4 protein-coding genes are annotated in these 3,711 nt (G+C 64.0%); 2 read left to right on the top strand and 2 right to left on the bottom strand.

All coding sequences use genetic code 11. The features are described 5' to 3' along the window. Positions 1 to 35 precede the first annotated feature (35 nt). Positions 36 to 569, top strand: coding sequence for a sterol desaturase family protein (locus tag ACXJ7R_RS27230; protein ID WP_457154523.1), 534 nt, complete (start codon positions 36 to 38; stop codon positions 567 to 569). A 25-nt stretch (positions 570 to 594) separates the two neighbouring features. On the opposite strand, the gene rsgA is transcribed toward ACXJ7R_RS27230, so the two are convergent. Further along, on the bottom strand, positions 595 to 1,605 hold the full coding sequence (gene rsgA, locus ACXJ7R_RS27235; RefSeq protein ID WP_457154524.1) for a ribosome small subunit-dependent GTPase A: 1,011 nt from the start codon (positions 1,603 to 1,605) through the stop codon (positions 595 to 597). Positions 1,606 to 2,031: 426 nt separating this feature from the next. Here rsgA and ACXJ7R_RS27240 point away from each other — a divergent pair, with 426 nt between their 5' ends. Beyond that, positions 2,032 to 3,066, top strand: coding sequence for a LacI family DNA-binding transcriptional regulator (locus ACXJ7R_RS27240; protein ID WP_457154525.1), 1,035 nt, complete (start codon positions 2,032 to 2,034; stop codon positions 3,064 to 3,066). Here ACXJ7R_RS27240 and ACXJ7R_RS27245 read toward each other — a convergent pair. Further along, on the bottom strand, positions 3,054 to 3,711 hold a 658-nt coding region (locus ACXJ7R_RS27245), incomplete at its 5' end, for an alpha/beta hydrolase (RefSeq protein ID WP_457154526.1). The two genes, ACXJ7R_RS27240 and ACXJ7R_RS27245, sit on opposite strands and share 13 nt — an antisense overlap.

Raw genomic sequence — 3,711 nt, forward strand, 5'->3', positions numbered from 1 at the left:
TATTTGGCGGCTCGAAGGCTAGATGAGGCGTGACGATGCAACTCGGTCTTATTGGCTACTACAGCGACTTCGTGGTGTATCCGCTGGTGATCGCCGTGCTGGCAGTGGCCGGGTTGATCGAGGCCGGCGAAGACAATGCGCCGGGCTGGATAGTCACTGTCGTCGCCTGCCTCTTGCTCTGGACGTTGACCGAATACGTCCTGCACAGGTTCGTCCTGCACCGCATCCCCTACATCAAGGACCTGCATGATCGTCACCATGTCGAAGAGCGCAGTTCGGTGGGCACGCCGACCTGGCTCAGTCTGGGAGTGCATGCGCTGGTCGCGTTTTTCCCGGTCTGGATGATTTCAGGTTTCGCCGCCGCAAGCGCGGTAAGTTGCGGACTGATGCTGGGCTACCTCTGGTACATCAGCGTCCATCACATGATCCATCATTGGCACCCCTCCCATCCGAGTTATCTCTACACACTCAAGCGCCGTCACGCCGTGCATCATCATGTCGACGAAACGGTCAATTTCGGTGTCACGTCCATATTCTGGGATCGTGTTTTCGGCACGGCGCGGCTCTGAAGCCAGGGGCACGTGCCTCGGTCGTTCAACGCCTTTTTGCGCGACCGCCTAGGGATTTGGCTCCGCGAGGTCCGCTCTGAACCGGCGTGTTGCTCTGGTTTTCGTCGGACAGTTTCCGCCAGCGGGCAAGACGCTCCGGATCGAGCGTGCCTGCCTTCAAGGCAGCCTGCACCGCGCAGCCCGGTTCATGCACGTGTGTGCAGTCGCGGAACTTGCAGAGCGGCGCGAGCTCGGTGATTTCGGCAAACAGCGTGTCGATGCCGTAGGCGACGTCGCTGACCTGCAGCGTCCGCATTCCCGGCGTGTCGATCACCCAGCCGCCACCGGCAATGGCGTGTAGCGACCGCGACGTGGTGGTGTGGCGGCCCTTGGCGTCGTGTTCGCGGATGTCTCCGGTCTGTTGCGGCAAGCGCTGGGCCGATCCGGCCAGCGTGTTGACCAGCGTCGATTTGCCGACGCCGGAGGAACCGACCAGCGCGACCGTCTGGCCGGCACCGCACCAGGCGACGAGCGCGGTTGCCGCATCCGATGTGCGCGGGTTCAGCGTCACCACCGCCAGGCCGCGCTGCAGCGCGGCAGCCTGCCGCTGATACGCCTCGGCGTCGGCGGCGGTATCGGCCTTGGTCAACAGGATCACCGGCGTCGTTCCGGCCTCGTTGGCCAGCGCCAGATAGCGCTCGAGCCGGGCTGGATTGAAGTCGGCATTGCATGAGGTGACGATGAACAGCGTGTCGACGTTGGCCGCTGCCAGCTGCGGCACCCTGCCGCCCTGGGTGCGGCGTTCCAGCACCGTCTTGCGGGTCAGGCGGCGCTGCACAAGCCGGTCATGCGCGTCGACGAGCACCCAGTCGCCGACGGCATAGTCGCCGGTGTTCGCCTGCGCCGGCAGCGTGAGATCGATTGGCCCTGCCTGGGACAGGCCGGTCAGGCGGTCGCGATGGACCGTGGCGATCCGCGCAGGGACGAGATTGGCTTCGCCGGGCTCGAGCTGGTCGCCGAAAAAATCCGTCCAGCCCAGGCTGGCGAGAGATGGCATGGAGGGATCCGTCACGGCTTTGACCGGGGGTACGGCGTCGCAGACATCGGACAGGATCCCTGGCAGGTGGGGCGTGAACGGGGCGGGGGCGATTGCCCTGCCGTGTATGGGCGGCACGGCGGCATTTGGCAAGGCGGGCCTTGCCGATGGCCCGCGCGGCAAGCATCTAGTCGGAACCTATCCCGTCACACGGCGATCTGGGATCCCGCCGCACGACGGGAGGCTTCGTTCTGATCGAGGAATGTCATTTTTCATATCGTCAACAAATAAATTGACGCTCGTAATGTTTTTGCGCTGTACTGGAAACTGTGAAAATTGACTGAATAAGTTCGGCCAAGCATTGCCGCCCTCGGACAACGGCCGCATGACTGGTGACGGGCGGATCGTTCCGATCGGCGGGTGTGGGCAAGAGGGACCTGACGTTCGATGGCGGAGAAGACGCACCGCACGATGGATGATTTTGCCCGGGCATGTGGCGTGTCCCGGCCGACGCTGTCGAAATATTTTGACGATCCGGCGAGCGTGAAGCCGGCCACGCGGGCGCGCATCGAAGCCGCGTTGCGTTCCTCGGACTATCAGCCGAACCTTTTCGCCCGCAATCTCAACCGCAAGCGCACCCGCAACATCGGCATCGTCGTACCGACGATCACGGATCCGTTCTATGCCGAGATGGTCAGCCGCATCGAATTTCGCTGCCGCGACGAGGGCTATTGGCCGATCGTCATTTCTTCGCATGGCTCGCAGAAGCTGGAGGCGGAGTCGGTCAGGACGCTGCTGTCACTGAAGGTCGCCGGCGCGATCATCGCGCCGCTCGGCCTGGCCTCCGATCGGAGTGTTTTCGACAAGTTGGGGCAGGACATTCCGATCGTCTATTTCGACACCTATATCGAGGGTGACACGCCCTTCGTCGGTAACGACAACCACCAGAGCACGTCGACCATGGTCGACTATCTCAACCGGTCCGGAGAACCGCCTGTCTATGTCGACATTCCGCATGTCAACCACAATTCGGGAGAGCGGCTGCAAAGCTACATCGCGACGATGAAAGTCGCCGGTTTGGAACCGGTCGTCATCGACGCGGCGCGCGACTACACCTGGGACTTCGAGCGCATCGGCCATGAATGGATGGAAAAGACACTCGATGTTGGCGGTCTGCCCGGCCGCACCATCCTGTGTGCGAACGATCGTCTCGCCTTCGGCGTGATGGCGGCCGCGTTCTCGCGCGGACTGAAGATCGGCCGCAGACCTGACTGCGATCTGCGCGTTGCCGCGCATGACGATCATCCGCTGAGCCGCTACACCTGTCCGGCGCTAACCACCATGGCACAGGATTTCGCCGCCATGGCCGGCCGCAGCGTCGAGATCCTGCTGGCCCTGCTGGACGAGGCCGAACCGCCCAAGCAGGGCATGGCACAGAGGGTCAAGCTCGGCGCGACCCTGGTGATGCGTCAGTCGGCCTGAGCGGCGGGCGTCGGCGAATCGTTCTCGAACTGGCGCCAGGCCGCCACCGCCTCGGCCACCGTTTGCCGCGCGGCGGGGATATGGCGTCCCATCGAGACGAAGCCGTGGATCTTGCCCGGCCATTGCCGCAGGACCAGTGGGACACCTGCGGCTTGCAGGCGTTCGGCATAGGCTTCGCCTTCGTCGGCAAGGATGTCGCAGCCGGCAAGTGCGACGAAAGCCGGCGCGACGCCTGTGAGATCTGGCGCCAGCAAGGGCGAGACGCGCCAGTCCAGGATGTCGTCAGGCGTTCGCACATAGTGGTCGCGGAACCATGCCATGGTGGTTGCCGTCAGCCCGAAGCCGTCGCCGAAACGCCGGTAGCTGTCGGCCATCTGCCGCGCATCGGTGTTTGGATAGATCAGGATCTGCGCGGCGAGGGATGGCGCCAGCCCATCGCGAGAAAGCAGCGCCAGCACGGCGGCGAGATTGCCGCCGGCGCTGTCGCCGGCAACGCCGATGCGGGATGGGTCGATGCCCAGAGCGGCGGCGTTCTGCGTCATGAAACGCAGTGTTGCCAGGCAATCCTCCAGCCCGGCGGGAAATTTGTGGTCTGGTGCCAGGCGATAGTCGGGACAGACAATGACGGCGCCGCCGAGATTGGCC

The organism is Mesorhizobium sp. P5_C1 (genome assembly GCF_054049815.1).